The 15638-nt window shown below is 67.9% G+C and carries 14 protein-coding genes; 4 read left to right on the forward strand and 10 right to left on the reverse strand.

Translation table 11 applies throughout. The features are described 5' to 3' along the window. Positions 1–83 precede the first annotated feature (83 nt). On the forward strand, positions 84–1460 hold the full coding sequence (locus ACFTR6_RS00455) for a glucose-6-phosphate dehydrogenase (protein ID WP_377956523.1): 1377 nt from the start codon (positions 84–86) through the stop codon (positions 1458–1460). Positions 1461–1544: 84 nt separating this feature from the next. Here the strand turns inward: ACFTR6_RS00455 and ACFTR6_RS00460 are convergent, their stop codons facing one another. Together ACFTR6_RS00460 and ACFTR6_RS00465 are read right to left on the reverse strand one after the other, a co-directional pair. Next, positions 1545–1883, reverse strand: a complete 339-nt coding sequence (locus ACFTR6_RS00460; protein WP_009356573.1) for a P-II family nitrogen regulator — start codon at positions 1881–1883, stop codon at positions 1545–1547. Further along, positions 1880–3250: an ammonium transporter gene (locus ACFTR6_RS00465; RefSeq protein ID WP_377956524.1), complete on the reverse strand. Its 1371-nt coding sequence runs from the start codon at positions 3248–3250 to the stop codon at positions 1880–1882. Before ACFTR6_RS00465 ends, ACFTR6_RS00460 begins: the two co-directional genes overlap by 4 nt. A 230-nt stretch (positions 3251–3480) precedes the next feature. Here ACFTR6_RS00465 and ACFTR6_RS00470 point away from each other — a divergent pair, with 230 nt between their 5' ends. Next, a complete protein-coding gene (locus tag ACFTR6_RS00470) occupies positions 3481–4728 on the forward strand; it encodes an MFS transporter (protein ID WP_377956525.1) in 1248 nt (415 codons plus the stop codon). A gap of 74 nt (positions 4729–4802) precedes the next feature. On the opposite strand, the gene ftsY is transcribed toward ACFTR6_RS00470, so the two are convergent. The 7 genes from ftsY to coaD all read right to left on the reverse strand — a co-directional run bounded on the left by ftsY (position 4803) and on the right by coaD (position 12887). Beyond that, positions 4803–6020, reverse strand: coding sequence for a signal recognition particle-docking protein FtsY (gene ftsY / locus ACFTR6_RS00475; RefSeq protein ID WP_076802218.1), 1218 nt, complete (start codon positions 6018–6020; stop codon positions 4803–4805). Positions 6021–6052: 32 nt separating this feature from the next. Beyond that, on the reverse strand, positions 6053–9655 hold the full coding sequence (gene smc / locus ACFTR6_RS00480; protein ID WP_377956526.1) for a chromosome segregation protein SMC: 3603 nt from the start codon (positions 9653–9655) through the stop codon (positions 6053–6055). Between the two features lie 121 nt (positions 9656–9776). Continuing rightward, a complete protein-coding gene (mutM, locus tag ACFTR6_RS00485; RefSeq protein ID WP_377956527.1) occupies positions 9777–10748 on the reverse strand; it encodes a bifunctional DNA-formamidopyrimidine glycosylase/DNA-(apurinic or apyrimidinic site) lyase in 972 nt (323 codons plus the stop codon). 6 nt (positions 10749–10754) lie between these two features. After that, positions 10755–11456, reverse strand: coding sequence for a ribonuclease III (rnc, locus tag ACFTR6_RS00490; RefSeq protein WP_377956528.1), 702 nt, complete (start codon positions 11454–11456; stop codon positions 10755–10757). Between the two features lie 21 nt (positions 11457–11477). Then, positions 11478–11681, reverse strand: coding sequence for a 50S ribosomal protein L32 (rpmF, locus tag ACFTR6_RS00495; protein ID WP_009356569.1), 204 nt, complete (start codon positions 11679–11681; stop codon positions 11478–11480). A 36-nt stretch (positions 11682–11717) separates the two neighbouring features. Then, entirely contained in the window at positions 11718–12242 is a 525-nt protein-coding gene (locus ACFTR6_RS00500) for a YceD family protein (protein WP_377956529.1), read from the reverse strand. A gap of 144 nt (positions 12243–12386) precedes the next feature. After that, a complete protein-coding gene (gene coaD, locus ACFTR6_RS00505; protein WP_087872981.1) occupies positions 12387–12887 on the reverse strand; it encodes a pantetheine-phosphate adenylyltransferase in 501 nt (166 codons plus the stop codon). A 104-nt stretch (positions 12888–12991) separates the two neighbouring features. Here coaD and ACFTR6_RS00510 point away from each other — a divergent pair, with 104 nt between their 5' ends. Both ACFTR6_RS00510 and ACFTR6_RS00515 read left to right on the forward strand, forming a co-directional pair. Continuing rightward, the gene (locus tag ACFTR6_RS00510) at positions 12992–14200 is read left to right on the forward strand and encodes an aminotransferase class I/II-fold pyridoxal phosphate-dependent enzyme (RefSeq protein ID WP_377956530.1); all 1209 of its coding nucleotides are present in this window, start codon (positions 12992–12994) and stop codon (positions 14198–14200) included. Positions 14201–14202: 2 nt separating this feature from the next. Next, complete coding sequence (locus tag ACFTR6_RS00515) at positions 14203–14985, forward strand: spermidine synthase (RefSeq protein ID WP_377956531.1); 783 nt, start codon at positions 14203–14205, stop codon at positions 14983–14985. 23 nt (positions 14986–15008) lie between these two features. Here ACFTR6_RS00515 and rsmD read toward each other — a convergent pair whose 3' ends face one another. Further along, positions 15009–15608 (reverse strand): 16S rRNA (guanine(966)-N(2))-methyltransferase RsmD, encoded by a 600-nt coding sequence (rsmD, locus tag ACFTR6_RS00520; protein WP_076802204.1) that lies wholly within the window; start codon positions 15606–15608, stop codon positions 15009–15011. Between the last annotated feature and the right edge of the window lie 30 nt (positions 15609–15638).

A 15638-nucleotide genomic window follows, 5' to 3' on the forward strand; every position in this document is an offset into this window, starting at 1 on the left:
GCGCCGTGCACTTCTTTCAGTGGATGTACGGGACTCGACTATCTAGGGTATCAAGTCAGCCTTGCAGGTGGCATGCTGGCAGGGTGACGAGCCAAACGACTGTGAAAACCCTGCTCATCCTTGGTGCCTCCGGCGATCTCACCGGCCGGCTCCTCCTCCCGGGCCTGGCCAGGCTGGTGGCCACAGGACGTGCGCCCGGCCTGAAACTTGTGGGCGCCGGTTCGGATCCGTGGTCCCTGGAACAGTGGCAGGAGCGCGTACACACCGCTTTTGAGGCAGCCTCGGGGACCGCGGGCGCCTCTGGCAGGGACGCATTGGCGGCCATGGAAAAGTCCACGGAATACCGCCAGGCCGACGTCACGGCCGACGGCCCGCTGGCGCAGCTCCTGGCCGAACTCGAGGGGCCGGTCGCGGTCTATTTTGCCCTGCCTCCGCAGGTGAGCCAGAAGGCCTGCGAAATCCTGCGCCCGGAGCAGGTCCCCGCCGGCACACGCCTGGTCATGGAGAAGCCTTTCGGCTCCGGCGAGGAATCGGCCCGTGAACTCAACCGGACACTCCTGACCCTGGTCCCGGAGGACCACATCCACCGGGTGGACCATTTCCTGGGCAAGGCCACGGTCCTGAACATCCTCGGGCTGCGGTTCGCCAACAATTTCCTGGAGCCGGTCTGGAACCGCGGCCACATCGAAAAGGTGGAGATCATCTTCGAGGAGGACCTCGCCCTCGAGGGACGCGCCCGGTACTACGACGGGGCGGGCGCACTGCGGGACATGATCCAAAGCCACCTGCTGCAGATCATGGCGCTGCTGGCCATTGAGCCGCCGGCCACCATCGGCGAGCGCGACCTCCGCGATGCGGTTGCCGCCGTCCTGCGGGCCAGCAGCATCAGGCAGCCCTACACGGAAACCACCCGGCGGGCGCGATACCTGGCGGGAAGCCTCGGCGGCAAGAACGTCCCCGATTATGCCGGGGAGGAGGGCGTGGACCCGGGCAGGAACACCGAAACCCTGGCCGAGGTGCAGGTGAACATCGACAACTGGCGCTGGAATGGCGTGCCGTTCATCCTGCGCTCCGGCAAGGCGCTGGGGGTCAAGCGCAAGGAGGCGGTGGTCACGTTCCGGCCGGTTCCCCACCTGCCCGCCGGCTTCACCGGAAGGGACACCCCCAACACGCTCCGGATCGGCTTCGGCCCGGACACCCTGGAGCTCGGCGTCGACGTCAACGGGCCGGGGGACGTCTTCAGCCTGGACCGGGCCGCCCTCGTGGCCGAGCTCAACGCCTCCGAACTGCTGCCCTACGGCGAAGTGCTGGAAGGCGTCCTGACCGGGGATCCCCTGCTGTCGGTCAGGGGCGACACCGCAGAGGAATGCTGGCGGATCGTCGAGCCGGTGCTGGCGGCATGGGCAGCAGGCAAGGTTCCGCTGGAGGAATACCGGGCGGGCTCGACAGGAACTGCTTAACACGCAGGGAGGGCCGGTCACCGTTGTAAGGTGACCGGCCCTCCCTTTGCGTTGGGCTGGTGCCTGGTCTGGCTGGCGACTACGCTAGATGGCGGCTACGCCGCGTTCGCCCGTCCTCACCCGCACTGCTTCGAAGACATCGACCGTCCAGACCTTGCCGTCGCCGGCGCGGCCCGTGTTGGAGCTGGCGATGATGACATCCAGGATGTCGTCAGCCTGTTCGTCCGTGGCCAGCACCTCGACGCGGATCTTGGGCAGCAGGTCCACGTTGTACTCGGCGCCGCGGTAAACCTCGGTGTAGCCGCGCTGCCGGCCGTAGCCGCTGGCCGCGCTGACCGTCAGGCCCTGGACCCCGTAGGCCTCCAGGCCTTCGCGGATCGTTTCGAGCTTCTCCGGACGAACAATTGCTGTGATCAGTTTCATGCCCCCACGCTTTCCTTGCCTGTTACTTCTTCTGCCTTCTTGCCGTCGGCGGGAACCGCGTCCGTGCCGCTGGTCTGACCGCCGGTTGCCGGAACCTTGCCGGTGATCAGCTCATGCAGGGGCTGGAAACTGCCGCCGTGGCCGCCGACGCCGAATTCGTAGGCGGTCTCTGCGTGCAGGCTGAGGTCCACACCCACCACTTCCTGCTCCTGGCTGACCCGGAAGCCCATGGTCTTGTGGATGGCCAGTGCGATGATCGTGGTCAGGACAGCCGAGTAGGCGATGGCGATGCCGGCTGCTGCCAGCTGAGCCCACATCTGGGCAAGGCCGCCGCCGTAGAAGAGGCCGCCGCCCACGCCGTCGGTCGGAAGGGCGATGAAGCCGAGGGCCACGGTGCCGATGATGCCGGAGACGAGGTGGACGCCGACGACGTCGAGGGAGTCATCGAAGCCCCAGCGGAACTTGAGGCCGACGGCCAGGGCCGAGGCCACACCGGCTACAACGCCGAGTCCAAGGGCGCCGACCGGGCTGACGTTGGCGCAGGCAGGGGTGATGGCAACCAGGCCGGCCACCACGCCGGAGGCCGCACCCAGAGAGGTGGGGTGGCCGTCACGGATGCGCTCGGTGACGAGCCAGCCGAGCATGGCGGCAGCCGGAGCGGCCAGGGTGTTGATCCAGATCAGGCCGCCCTGTTCCGCCGTGGTGGCGGCGCCGCCGTTGAAGCCGAACCAGCCGAACCACAGGATGGCTGCGCCGAGCATGACGAACGGAACGTTGTGCGGGCGGTGGTTCGGGTCCTTGCCGAAGCCCTTGCGGTTGCCGATGATGAGGACGAGGATCAGCGCAGCAACACCTGCGTTGATGTGGACCACGGTGCCGCCGGCGAAGTCAATGGCCGGGCCAAGCGCCTGTCCAACCGCGCCTTCGGGGCCGAAAAGTCCGCCTCCCCACACCATGTAGGCGAGCGGGCAGTACACCAGCGTGACCCAGACGGGCACGAAGACGCTCCAGGCGCCGAACTTCGCGCGGTCTGCGATGGCGCCGCTGATGAGGGCAACAGTGATGATGGCGAACGTGGCCGCGTAGCCGACCTTGATCAGTCCGTCAGGGGTGGTGATGCCTTCCAGGCCGAAGGTGGCGAACGGGTTCCCGACAATCTGCAGGAATCCTTCGCCGGAGCTCATCGATGCGCCCCAGAGCACCCACACCACGCCGACCATGCCGATGGAGATGAAACTCATCATCATCATGTTCAGTGCAGCCTTGGCGCGCGTCATGCCGCCGTAGAAAAATGCCAGACCTGGTGTCATGAACAGCACAAGTGCCGCCGCCACCATGAGCCATACGTGACCTGCGGTAAGTTCCATGGTGCACGTCCTCTCTTGATCGAAAATGCTGCGGAGTGATCCGCCTGCCCAACGCCTTTTGCGTCCTGAATCAAGTTTTGCCCCGGTGTGTTTCGCTGGCTGAGGATTTAGATTGCCGGTCTGTTACAACAACCTCCCTGACGTAAATGGTGCATATCCTGCTTGTTACGGTTATGTTTCACCCGCCCCAAACGCCCGTTCCGCCCGTTTTGCAAGGATTCCCCCGCAACATGCCCCCACTCCCCCGTAACGCCGCGGGCAAACTCCGGTTCAGCGCGGTCCGCCGCCCCGGCGGTGCTCCGCTGCCCCGTGACATCAAGGTGATGCTCGTCGCCGCCTTCCTGATAGCGCTGGGCTTCGGCCTGGTGGCTCCCGTGCTGCCGCAGTTCGCCACCACGTTCGACGTCGGCGCCACGGCCGCCGCCGTCATCGTCAGTATCTTTGCCTTCATGCGGCTGCTGTTCGCCCCCGCCGGCGGGTCGCTCATCGGCCGGCTCGGTGAGCGCCCCGTCTACGTTGCGGGCCTGCTCATTGTGGCGGCGTCCACGGCGGCCTGCGCCTTCGCCCAGAACTATTGGCAGCTGCTGGTGTTCCGCGGGCTGGGCGGCGCGGGCTCGGTCATGTTCACCGTGGCATCGATGGCGCTGGTGGTCAGGCTGGCTCCGCCGGAGAGCCGCGGCCGGGTTTCGGGCGCGTACGCCTCCGCGTTCCTGATCGGCAACGTCTGCGGACCGATCGTCGGCGGCCTGCTGGCAGGATTCGGGCTGCGGATCCCGTTCCTGGCCTACGCCGCCGCGCTGGTCCTGGCGGCCCTGGTGGTGCAGACGCAGCTGAGCCATGTTCCCGGCTCTGCGCGCGGAGAGGCAGGCGGGGCGCCGCCCATGAAACTCGGCGAGGCGCTCGGCGACAGCGCCTACCGGGCGGCCATGTTCTCAAGTTTCGCCAACGGCTGGGCCACCTTCGGTGTGCGAATGGCCACGGTGCCGCTGTTCGCCGTCACGGCGCTGGGCTCGGGGCCGGAGGCGGCCGGCTGGGCACTGGCGGTCTTCGCCGCCGGAAACGCGCTCGCCCTCACTGTGTCAGGCCGGCTGGCGGACAGCCTGGGCAGGAAGCCGATGATGGTGGCCGGCCTAGTGGTCACCGGCGCGGCCACCGCAGGAATCGGGCTCACACAGGGGCTGGAGTGGTTCCTGGCGGCGTCGCTGCTGGCCGGAGTCGGCGCGGGCATGCTCAACCCGGCTCAGCAGGCGGCGGTGGCGGATGTGATCGGCCGCGAGCGCTCGGGCGGACCTGTCCTGGCGGCCTTCCAGATGACGTCCGACATTGGTGCCATCCTCGGGCCGGTGCTCGTCGGACTGCTGGCGGACCGGTTCGGCTACAGCTGGGCCTTCGCAGCGACAGGCGCCGTGCTGCTGGTTGCCGCCCTCGGCTGGCTGGCCGCGCGGGAGACGGTGCAGAAGCCCAGGCCCGCGGCTTAGCAGACAGCCGGGTAGCAGAAGAGGGCGTTCCCAGCCTCGGGAACGCCCTCTTCTGCAATTTAGTTGGGAGCCGCTCAGTTCAGGAGGGCGTCGACGAATCCCTCGGTTTCGAACGGTGCGAGGTCGTCCGCGCCCTCGCCCAAGCCAATGAGCTTCACGGGCACGCCGAGGCTCTTCTGGATCGCGACGACGATGCCGCCCTTGGCGGTGCCGTCCAGCTTGGTCAGCACGATGCCGGTGATGTTGACGACTTCGGCGAAGACCCGTGCCTGGTTGAGCCCGTTCTGGCCGGTGGTGGCGTCCAGCACCAGGAGGACCTCATCCACCTCTGCCAGCTTTTCCACGACGCGCTTGACCTTGCCGAGCTCGTCCATCAGGCCGATCTTGTTCTGCAGGCGGCCGGCGGTGTCGATCATGACGACGTCGACTTCCTGGTCGATGCCTGCCTTGACGGCCTCGTACGCGACGGACGCGGGGTCGGCGCCGGCGATGTCCGACTTCACCGTGGGCACCCCCACGCGCTGTCCCCAGGTGGCCAGCTGCTCGGAAGCGGCGGCACGGAAGGTGTCCGCGGCACCGAGCAGGACGTCCTTGTCCTCCGCGACCAGGACACGGGCCAGCTTGCCCACCGTGGTGGTTTTGCCCACGCCGTTGACGCCGACCACCATCATCACGGCAGGCCGGTCCGCGTGCCGGTCAACCCGGAGGCTCCGGTCCATGGACGGGTCCACGATCTTGATGAGCTCTTCCCGGAGCAGCGCCTTGACGTGCTCGGGGTCGCGGGCGCCGAGGACCTTCACACGTTCGCGGAGCGCGTCCACCAGCTGCATGGTCGGCTCGGTGCCAAGGTCCGCCAGGAGCAGGGTTTCCTCCACCTCGTCCCAGACGTTCTCGTCGATCTTGTCGCTGGAGAGCAGCGCCAGCAGGCCCTTGCCGAGGACATTGTTGGACTTGACCAGGCGCTCCCGGAGCCGTGTGAGGCGTCCGGCCACGGGCAGAGGGGTCTCTACCGCGATGGTCTCCAGGCCGGCGGCGTCATCGGGGACCTCGGCCTCGAGTCCTTCAAGGTCGACGGCGTCCGGCGCCTTACGGTCGGCAGGGGCCGCAGGCGCGGCCGGGCGGTCCTCGAGGAGCGTCCCTCCGCCGCCGAGCGGCTGAACGGGGTCGTTGGCGTCCCGGGTGCCGGGATACTGGGTGCCGGATTTCCGGGCTTTCATGAGCACCGGGATCAGCCCGCCAATGACTACCAGGGCAGCAAGAATGGGCAGAAGAATGGGGATAATGTCATTCACACCCCTAGCTTCTCACAAGCCGCGGGGCCTGCTTAGACGTCCGCTCCCAGCCGCTGGCTGATGACGGTGGATACGCCATCACCGCGCATGGTGACGCCGTAGAGCGCGTCGGCCACCTCCATGGTCCGCTTCTGGTGCGTGATCACGATCAGCTGGCTGGATTCCCGGAGCTCTTCAAAGATCGTGATGAGCCGGCCCAGGTTGGTGTCATCAAGGGCAGCTTCCACCTCGTCCATGACGTAGAACGGCGAGGGGCGGGCCTTGAAGATCGCCACGAGCAGGGCCACCGCTGTCAGGGACCGCTCGCCGCCGGACAGCAGGGACAGCCGCTTGATCTTCTTGCCCGCGGGCCGGGCCTCCACCTCGATGCCCGTGGTGAGCATGTCCGTGGGATCTGTCAGGACCAGCCTGCCCTCGCCGCCGGGGAAGAGCCGGCCGAAGACCCGCACAAACTGGGCCGAGGTGTCCGCGAAGGCTTCGGCGAAGACCTTCTGCACGCGGTCATCGACTTCCTTGATGATGTCCAGGAGATCCTTGCGGCTGGCCTTCAGGTCCTCCAGCTGGGTGCTGAGGAACTGGTGGCGCTCCTCCAGGGCGGCGAACTCCTCCAGGGCCAGGGGGTTGACCTTACCCAGCGATGAGAGATCCCGTTCCGCCTTGCGGAGCCGCTTTTCCTGCTCCTCCCGGACGAACGGCACACCCTCCACCACAGGCTGCCCCTCGGCGTCGACCGGCGCCCGCAGTGCCGCCCACTTGTCCGTGGACGCGGCTGCAGGCAGGGGTACCGGCTGGTCCGGCCCGTAGTCCGCCACGAGCTGGTCTGCGGTCAGCCCCAGCTCGTCCACCGACTTCGTTTCCAGCGCCTCGATCCGGAGCCGCTGCTGGGCGCGCGCCAGTTCGTCGCGGTGCACCGAGTCGGTGAGTTCCGCCAGTTCGCGGGCCAGGGCATCGTTGACAGTGCGGATGTCCGCCAGCTCCCGGTCCCGCTGCTCCCGGACCTGCTCGGCAAGGTCCCGCTCGCGGCTGGCCAGCTCCACGGAAACATCGCTGAACCTGATCAGCTGCTCGGCGACGGCGGCGACTGCCGCGGCCCGCTTGGCCTGGATTCTCCGTCGGCGGGCCCGTTCGGCTGCCTGTTCCCGGGCACGGCGTTCCGATGCCGCCGCCCGTTCCAGCGAGGCGGCCCGGTTGCGGATGGCGGTCAGTTGCTCCTCGCGGCTGCGCAGGGCGAGCCGCGCCTCCATCTCGGCGGACCGCGCCTGCGCTGCGGCCAGGGCCAGCGCGTCCCGCTGCCCGGAGGAGGGTTCCTCCTCGGCGGGGGCGTCCTGCGCCGCGGCCAGCCGGGCGGTCACCGCCTCCAGCGCCTCCTGCTCGGTGACGATGTTGGCTTCAGCGCGGGCGAGCGAGGCGGCCAACCGTTCGCTTTCACCGACGGCGCTGCGCAGGACAGAGTTGAGGTGGCCCAGCCGTTCGGCAACCGCGGCCAGCCGCGCATCCGATTCGTGCAGCCGGTCCAGGGCGGCGTCCGCCCGTTCCTGGGCTTCCGCCCGGCGGGCCCCGGCGGCGGCCAGGGCAAAACGGCACTGTTCCAGCGCGGCAGTGACTGCCGCCAGACGGGATGCGGCATCGTCGACGGCGGCCTGCACCTCCAGCAGCGAGGGTGCCTTCGCGGAACCGCCGGTAACGGTCCAGGCAGTAAAAACGTCTCCGGAAACCGTTACCGCCGTGAGGCCGGGATGCTCAGCGACGAGTTCCGCCGCGGCGGCATGGTCCTCGACGACGGCGGTGGCGCCGAGCAGGGTGCGCACGGCTTCCCCTGTGGTTCCGGAAGCCGTAACCAGGTCCGGAGCCGGGCGGGCGCCGGACGGCAAGGCCGCGCGGACGGCTGCAGTAAGGGCCGCGGCGGGAGGGGCCTTGGCTTCCGCGGTCTCGAGGACGAGCGTGGCCCGGCCGGCGTCGTCATCCCTGAGGAGGCGCACCAGTTCCGCCGCCGTCCCGGCATCCTGCACCACGATGGCGTCCGAAGCGCTGCCCAGGGCAGCGGCAACGGCCGCCTCATAGCCGGGTTCAACAGTCAGGGCCGAAGCGAGCGGGCCAACGGTCCCGGCCACACCGGCACCGAGGACATGCTCGGAGCCGTCTTTGCGGTTGAGACCCAGCTGAAGGGCCTCGTGCCGGGCCTTCAGCGCGTCCCGCTCGCGGACGGCGTCCCGTTCCGTGCTTTTCAGCGCATCGATCTCCGCGAGGATGCCGTCCAGGGCGGCGCTGGCGTCCTCGTATTCGGCGTCGAGGGTTTCCTCGCCGTCCTCGACGCCTGCCACCTGCGACTCCAGCGCGGTGAACTCGGACTGGGCCTTCCTGCGGCGCTCATCGCCGGCGGCGAGGGATTCGCGCAGCCGGCCGACTTCCGCCTGGGCAGATTCCACCTTGGACCGCGCCGCTCCCACCTGGCCGGCCAGCCGTGCCAGGCCCTCACGGCGGTCCGCGGCAGCACGCAGGGCGGCGGTAAGCCGCTTCTCCTCGGCAGCGGCGGCATCCTCGGCCGCCGACTTGGCGGCAGTTGCGGCTTCGAGCGCGGCACGGCACCCGATGATGTCCCGTTCCAGGTCCGCCTGCTCGCCGCGCACGCGCGCGGCTTGCCGTTCCAGCTGTTCCGGGTCCCGGCCGGGTTCGGGCGCAGGATCCGCAGATCCCAGCAGTCGGCAGCGTTCCTGGGCCAGGGATGCGAGGGAACGCAGGCGCTCCCGTCCGGCGGACAGCTGGTACCAGGTATCCCGGGCCGCGTTCAGCGCCGGAGTCGCCTCCGCGGCGAGCTGCTCCAGGGCAGCCTGCCGCCGCCGGCCCTCCTCAAGCTGGGTTTCGACGACGGTGCGCCGCGCCTTGAGCGCCGACTCATCGGCGATGTCCTGGGCCAGTGCGTTCTGGAGCTGGACCAGGTCATCGGCCAGCAGCCGGGCGCGGGCATCGCGTACCTCGAACTGGACGGTCTGCGCGCGCCGTGCCACCTCGGCCTGTTTGCCCAGCGGCGTGAGCTGGCGCCGGATTTCACCGGTCAGGTCGCTGAGCCGCTGAAGGTTCGCCTGCATCGCCTCCAGCTTGCGGACGGTCTTTTCCTTCCGCCGCCGGTGCTTGAGGATGCCGGCGGCTTCCTCGATGAAGCCCCGGCGGTCCTCGGCGGTGGCGTGCAGGACCCGGTCAAGCTGGCCCTGCCCCACGATCACGTGCATTTCGCGGCCGAGTCCGGAGTCGGAGAGGAGTTCCTGGATGTCCAGGAGCCGGCAGGCCGAACCGTTGATGGCGTACTCGGAACCGCCGGTGCGGAACAGTGTCCGCGAGATGGTGACTTCGCTGTACTCGATCGGCAGGGCGCCGTCGGTGTTGTCAATGGTGAGCGAGACGTGCGCGCGGCCCAGCGGCGGGCGCCCGGATGTGCCGGCGAAGATGACGTCCTCCATCTTGCCGCCGCGGAGGGTTTTGGCGCCCTGCTCCCCCATGACCCAGGCGAGGGCATCCACCACGTTGGACTTGCCCGAGCCGTTGGGCCCGACGACCGCCGTGACGCCAGGCTCGAAGTCGAACGTCGTGGCCGACGCAAACGACTTGAAGCCCCGGACGGTCAGACTTTTGAGGTGCAAGGTTTTTCAGATCTCCATAGTGGCGGCGGCGGCTGCTGGTCCTCCCCCAAATCTAGCGGCAAGCAGGCCGGGAACCCCGGATTTGTGGCCTTCCGGCCTTACCGGAACGCCGTGGGGGTGGTCACCAGCGGCCGTTTCGCGGCCGCGGCTGGCAGACAGGGCAGGTGTAGGAGGAGCGGTTCATGAACTGTTCGCGCTTCATGATGCTGCGGAGCCCCACGGCCGCGCAGCGCCGGCATGCCTCCCCCTCCCTGCCGTAAGCGTTGAGGGACCGTTCAAAATAACCGGACGCGCCGTTGACGTTGACGTACAGCGAATCGAAGCTGGTGCCGCCCGCGGCCAGGGCATCGGTCATGACGTCGCGGGCAGCGGCGAGGACGCGCTCTGCCTCACTCCGGCGGAGGGTGTTAGTGGGCCGGGCGTAGTGCAGCTTTGCCCGCCACAGGGCCTCGTCCGCGTAGATGTTGCCGATGCCGGAGACGAGCCCCTGGTCCAGCAGTGCGCGCTTCAGCCCGGTCTTGCGCTTCCGGATGCGGCGGTAGAAGGCGTCGAAGGAAAAATGCGGGTCCAGGGGGTCGCGTGCGATGTGCGAGGCCTCCTCGGCGATGACCGGCACCGGGTCCTCCGCGCTCCCGCCGGGCCCGCCGTCGTCCGTGGGGACGAGCGTGGTGACGAACAGGCCGCCGAAGATCCGCTGGTCCACAAAGCGCAGCTGCTCCGGCATGCTTTCAACGCGGCTCAGCCGCAGCCGGACCTTCAGGTGCTTCTCGTCCGGGACCGAACTGTCCTGCATCAGGAGCTGCCCGCTCATGCCCAGGTGCGCCATGAGCGCGACCCCGGGGAACCCGGAATCGCTGCCATGTGCATTGAGCCGCGTCTCCCCGTCCCCCTGCAGCGGCATCCAGAGGAACTTGCCGCGGCGGACGACGTCGAGGACTTTGGCCCCTTCCAGGTTCCCGGCGAAATCCTCGGGCCCCAGGGCATGCCGCCGCACTGACCTCGGGTCCACCACGTCGACGGCGGTGATGGTCCGGCCGCGGACCCAGTTGACCAGGCCGCGGCGGACCACCTCGACTTCGGGAAGTTCAGGCACGGGCGCTTAGCTGCCCGCGGCGGATTCCGAGGGGGCGGAAAGCCTCCGCCAGGCATCCGCGGCGGCTTCCTGCTCGGCTTCCTTTTTGGAGTGGCCGGAGCCCTTTCCGTAGGCAGTTCCGCCGATCTGAAGCTCGGCGACAAACGTGCGTGCGTGGTCAGGACCGGAGCCCTCTACCGCGTAGTAGATGCTGCCCAGCTGCCGGCTGGCCGCCAGCTCCTGGATGCTGGTTTTCCAGTCCGTGCCGGCACCGAGGGCTGCCGCGTCCTTAAGGAGCGGACCGATGAGGCGCATCACCAGCTGGCGGGCGGTCTCGATGTCGTTGGACACGTAGGTGGCACCGATGAGCGCTTCCATGGTGTCAGCCAGAATCGAGGCCTTGTTCTTGCCTTCTGTGAGCTTCTCCCCCTGGCCGAGGTAGATGTAGTCCCCGATGCCCAGGCTGCGGCCGATGCCGGCGAGGGCCCTCGTGCTCACGACAGCTGACCGGCGCTTGGCCAGGTCGCCTTCGGGAAGCGTCGGGTTGTCGCGGTACAGCGCATCGGTGACGGAGAAGCCCAGGATGGAGTCGCCCAGGAACTCAAGGCGCTCGTTGGTGGGTATGCCGCCGTTTTCGTAGGCGTACGACCGGTGTGTCAGAGCAAGACGAAGCGTCCCGGCGTCAATGAAGACACCGAGACGCTTCAGAAGCTCTTCAGTTGAAGACATCCTGATCAGCTTGGGGGCCGATTAGACGTCCGCGACCTTGCGGCCCTTGTACTCAAGGAACAGCGCAGTGCCAGCCGAGTCGGTGACGACCTTTGCCTGGTGCGGCAGGCTGTAGGTGACCTGGCCGTTCTCGACGGTCTTCACCAGGTGGGGCGCAGTTGCCTTCCACTGGGAACGGCGGGCGCGGGTATTCGAGCGAGACATTTTCCGCTTGGGAACAGCCACGGCTAACTCATTTCTCTCTAGAAAAACACTTACAAATCAATTTTGCCGGTCAGGCTTAGCCAGATCAGCCAGGGCAGCCCAGCGAGGATCTACGACCTCGTGGTGGTGCCCCGGATCGTCTTCCAGGCGCGCCCCGCATTCGGAGCACAGACCCTGGCAGTCTTCCCGGCACACCGGCTGGAACGGCAGCGCGGTCACGACTGCGTCCCGCAACACCGGCTCAAGATCGATCAGATCGTGCTCGACTCGACGTTGCTCTTCATCGTCTTCCTCGTCGGAGGGCAGGGCGCCCTCGTAGAAGAAAAGCTCTTGCACATTGACCTCAAGGTCATACGCAAGGGGATCCAGGCATCGGCCGCACTCACCTTTTACTTCGGCGAGGGCGGTTCCTGATACCAGAATTCCTTCGTGTACGGCCTCCAGCCTCAGGTCGAGCTCGATATCCGAGCCTTCCTGAACACCAATGAGCGCCACGCCGAGATCTTTCGGCGCGGGTACATGTTCCGTCAGTGTACGCATGCTCCCCGGGCTGCGCCCGAGGTCCTTGACGTCAAACATCAAGGGCGAACTTGCATCTCGCTTAATGAGAACTCCTGTTGAACATATGACCGACGTACCATCTTAGCCTGAACTCCCTGACGGACTCAAACCGGATGCCACGCCCGGGCACGCGGCCGGCGTGCACCGGAAACGTACCGGACCAGCCTACCCCCTGGAAGGCTGGCCGGCCGAAGGCGCGCCCGCAAGCAGCCGTTTCAGCACAGACCGCGGAACATATTCGGAGACGCTCCCGCCCAGGGAAGCCACTTCCTTGATCAGCGTCGAGGAGAGGTGGACGTAGTGCGCCTCGGCCGGAAGGAACACGGTCTCCACGCCGCTCAGCTGGCGGTTCATGGTGGCCATGGGAAGCTCGTAGTCGAAGTCCGACGACGACCGCAGCCCCTTGACGATGGCAGACACCCCGCGCTGGCGGCAGTACTCCGCCAGCAGGCCCTCTCCGACCGGCTCCACCACGATGCCGCGCAGCGAGGCCAGCGTCTCCCTGGCCATCTCAATCCGTTCCTCCAGCGGAAACCGGTACTTCTTGGCATAGTTGGTGGACACGGCGACGATCACTTCGTCAAACAGGCTCGCGGCTCTGGCAATCACCTCGAGGTGTCCGTTGTGGATGGGATCGAAGGAGCCTGGGCATACGGCGCGTCTCATGCTCCGAACCTACCGTATCCGCAGGCCGGGATACCATGACTGGGGCACCCGCCGCCCACGCGCCCGCGGCAGGAAACAGTGCCGGACAGACAGGCAGGAAACCAATGACACACTCACTTCCGGCGCCATGGCAGCGTGCGGCCACCGGGGCGAACCTGCTGGGAACGGACGGCGCCCTGGGCGTGACGATCTTCGAGGAGATGACCACGCTGGCCATGCAGACCGGCGCCATCAACCTCGGCCAGGGATTCCCGGATGAGGACGGCCCTGCGGAAATCAAGGCGGCAGCCCAGGCGGCGATCGCCCAGGGCTCCAACCAGTACGCGCCCGGCAAAGGAATCCCCCAGCTCCGGAAGGCCGCGTCCGCACACCAGAGCCGGTTCTACGGGCTGGAACCGGACCCCGACACAGAGGTCATCATCACCACCGGTGCCACGGAGGCAATCGCCGCGTCCCTGCTGGCGTTCGTCGGTCCCGGGGATGAGGTTCTGACCTTCGAGCCGTTCTACGACTCCTATGGCGCCATCATCGGGCTGTCCGGTGCCGCGCATGTCACCGCCCCGCTGCTTGCCCCTGATTTCCTTCCCGACACCGCTGCCCTGGAATCGGCGTTCACCCGCCGCACCAAGGTGGTGCTGCTAAACAACCCGCATAACCCGACCGGTGCCGTCTTCCCGCGCGAGGTGCTTCAGCGCGTCGTCGACCTCGCCCGGAAGCATGACGCCATCATCATCACGGACGAGGTGTACGAACACCTCACGTTCGGCGTCCGCCACATTCCGGTGGCCACGCTGCCGGGCGCCGCCGACAGGACGATCACCATCTCCTCGGCAGGCAAGACCTTCTCGTTCACCGGCTGGAAAGTGGGGTGGCTGAGCGGCCCGGAGCACCTGGTGGCGGCCGTGCGGACGGTGAAGCAATTCCTCACCTACAGTTCCGGCACCCCGTTCCAGAGCGCCATCGCCGCCGCGCTGGCCCTGCCCGATGAATTCTACGAGGGCATCTCCGCCACGCTGCGGCAGAAGCGCGACATCCTCAGCGAGGGGCTGCGCGCAGCGGGCCTGAAGGTGTTCACGCCCGACGGCACCTACTTCGTCAACGTGGACACTTCGCCGCTCGGCATCCGCGACTCCGTGGACCTGGCCCGGCGCCTGCCCGGGCTGGTGGGCGTGGCAGCGATTCCGGTGCCGGTGTTCTGCCACCCGGAGGGAGCGGAGCGGACCCGCAGCCTGCTGCGGTTCGCGTTCTGCAAGCGCAATGACATCCTCGAGGAGGCGGCCACGCGGCTGGCCACCCTCCGGGACAGGCTCTGACCGTGGCCGGCGGCACCCGGGCATCGCGTTTCCTGCGTGGCATCGGCGAGCACGCGGTCATAGAACCGGATACGTTTACGGACGGCGGGTTCGTGCTGAGCATTGGCGGGGCCGAGCAGTCCCACGTGGACCTCGCCGACCCCGAGGACATCTTTTATGAGTACCTGCGCCGCATCGGCCACGTCGTGGACCTCGCCGCCCCGTGGGGTGAGCCAATTCGCGCGCTGCACCTGGGCGCCGGGGCCCTGACGCTGGCGCGGTACATCCAGGTGACCCGCCCCAGATCCGTGCAGTACGCCGTGGAACTGGAGCGCGAACTGCTGGACTTCGTGCTGGAGCGGCTGCCGCTGCCGGAGGGCACAGACCTCCACACGGTCATCGGTGATGCGCGCGCTGCCCTGGCGGAACTGCCCGCGGAGCTCCGGTTCGACGTCGTTATCCTTGACATCTTCTCCGGACCGGAGGCGCCTGGCCACATCGCCTGCACCGAGTTCTACCAGGAGGCGGCGGCGCTCCTCACCGAACGCGGCGTGCTGATCGTGAATGTCGGCGACGAGCCCGGCCTGACACTCGTCCGGAGCCAGGTGGCCGCGCTGCGCAGGGCCATGACGGACGTGGCCGCCTGCGCCGAGGCGGGCATGTTCACCGGAAAGTATCCGGGCAACATCATCCTTGCCGGCACCCGGAAGCCATGGCCGCCCGAGTGGACCGCCGCCTTGACGGCCCGCGGGCCCCATCCGGCGAAGGTCCTGGCCGGTGTGGAGCTGGACGGGCTGTCCGGGTAGGAACTAGTCCTCCAGCGTAAAAATTAGTCCTCCAGCGCGAGGTCCACGTCCTGGCCGCTGGACGGTTCGGCATACCACAGCCGGGTCTCGCCGTACTTCTTCTCCGCGAAGCGCTCCAGGCCGTCCGGCCACCCGGGTTCGGTGGCGCGTGATGAGCGCTCCACCACCACCACTGCCCCTTCGTTCAGGTGCGCCGCGAGCTTTTCCAGGACCGACGCCAGCGCGGGCTCGCCGAGGGGATATGGCGGGTCCAGGAAGGCGACGTCCCATTTGGTGTCCCCGGCCGTCCGTTCCAGGAAGGACTCGACCTTGGAGCGGTGCACCGTGACGGCTTTGCGGCCCAGGACTCCGTTGATGAGATCGGCGTTGCGCTGGCAAACGGCGCTGGCCTTGGCGTCGAACTCCACGAGGTCGACGGTCTCCGCTCCCCTGCTGGCGCTTTCAACCCCGAGGGCACCGGATCCGGCGTACAGGTCCAGGACGCGGGCGCCGCCGAGCACGTTGAAGGCATCCAGCCGGGAAAACAGGGCCTCCTTGACGCGGTCCGTGGTGGGACGCGTCAGGGAACCCGGGACGTTGGCCAGCGGGGTTCCGCCCGCGGCGCCGGCGACGATCCTGCTCATGGCCGGTCCCCCGCGCTGTCCCCTGCCTGC

Source organism: Arthrobacter sp. NPDC057009 (genome assembly GCF_042673905.1).
Lineage (GTDB): Bacteria > Actinomycetota > Actinomycetes > Actinomycetales > Micrococcaceae > Arthrobacter.